The organism is Pseudomonas sp. A125 (genome assembly GCF_055409485.1).
This window is the reverse complement of sequence record NZ_JBUZVP010000094.1, coordinates 1-770: the sequence shown is the minus strand read 5'-3', so window position 1 is coordinate 770 and position 770 is coordinate 1. Positions and strand designations below refer to the sequence as shown.

The following is a 770-nucleotide window of genomic DNA, read 5'->3' as shown; positions in this document are numbered from 1 at the left end:
GTGGTGGAGCAGCGCGTCAATATCCGCACCTACCATCACCGCGTGGCCACCGCCCACTTGAACGGCGAGATCGACCAAACCCGTGGCGCCCGCGGCACCTATGGCGAGGCGTATCACTACGCTGAACCCTACACAGAAATGGGCGACCGTTACGCCTATGACGAAGACCTGCTAAGTGAAAGTGGCTACTTTTACGCCCGGTTGCGCCACGAACGTTACCTCAACGGCCAGACGCAACTCAGCGGCGTCAGCAGCAGTGCCACCTTGGCGCCCGGCCAGGTACTCAAAATCTCCGGCGGCGCGCCACAGGCCTTTGCCCCCGGCGCGGTGATCACCCAACTGACCACCCGCGCCGCCCGCGACCGCAGTTTCGACGTCAGCTTCAAAGCCATTCCCTACTCGGAAACCGTATGTTTTCGTCCGGAGCTGAAAGACAAACCGCAAATCGCCGGCACCGTCCCGGCCCGCGTCACCAGCCCGCAGGCCAACGACCCTCACGCCGAAATCGACCTGGAAGGGCGCTACTGCGTGAACTTCCTGTTCGACCGCGACACCTGGAAACCCGGCCAGGAAAGCATGTGGCTGCGCTTGGCGCGTCCGTACGCGGGCGATACCCACGGCCTGCACCTGCCACTGATTGCCGGCACCGAAGTGGCTATCGCCTTCGAACAAGGCGACCCGGACCGGCCCTACATCGCCCATGCCTTGCACGACAGCGAACACGTGGATCACGTGACCTTGCGCAACTACAAACGCAACGTGCTGCGCAC

The 770-nt window shown here is 63.2% G+C and carries 1 protein-coding gene; it reads left to right on the top strand.

All coding sequences use genetic code 11. The annotated features are described in order from the left end of the window. On the top strand, window positions 1-770 hold a 770-nt coding region (vgrG, locus tag ACZRN6_RS36550; protein ID WP_464009967.1), incomplete at both ends, for a type VI secretion system tip protein VgrG.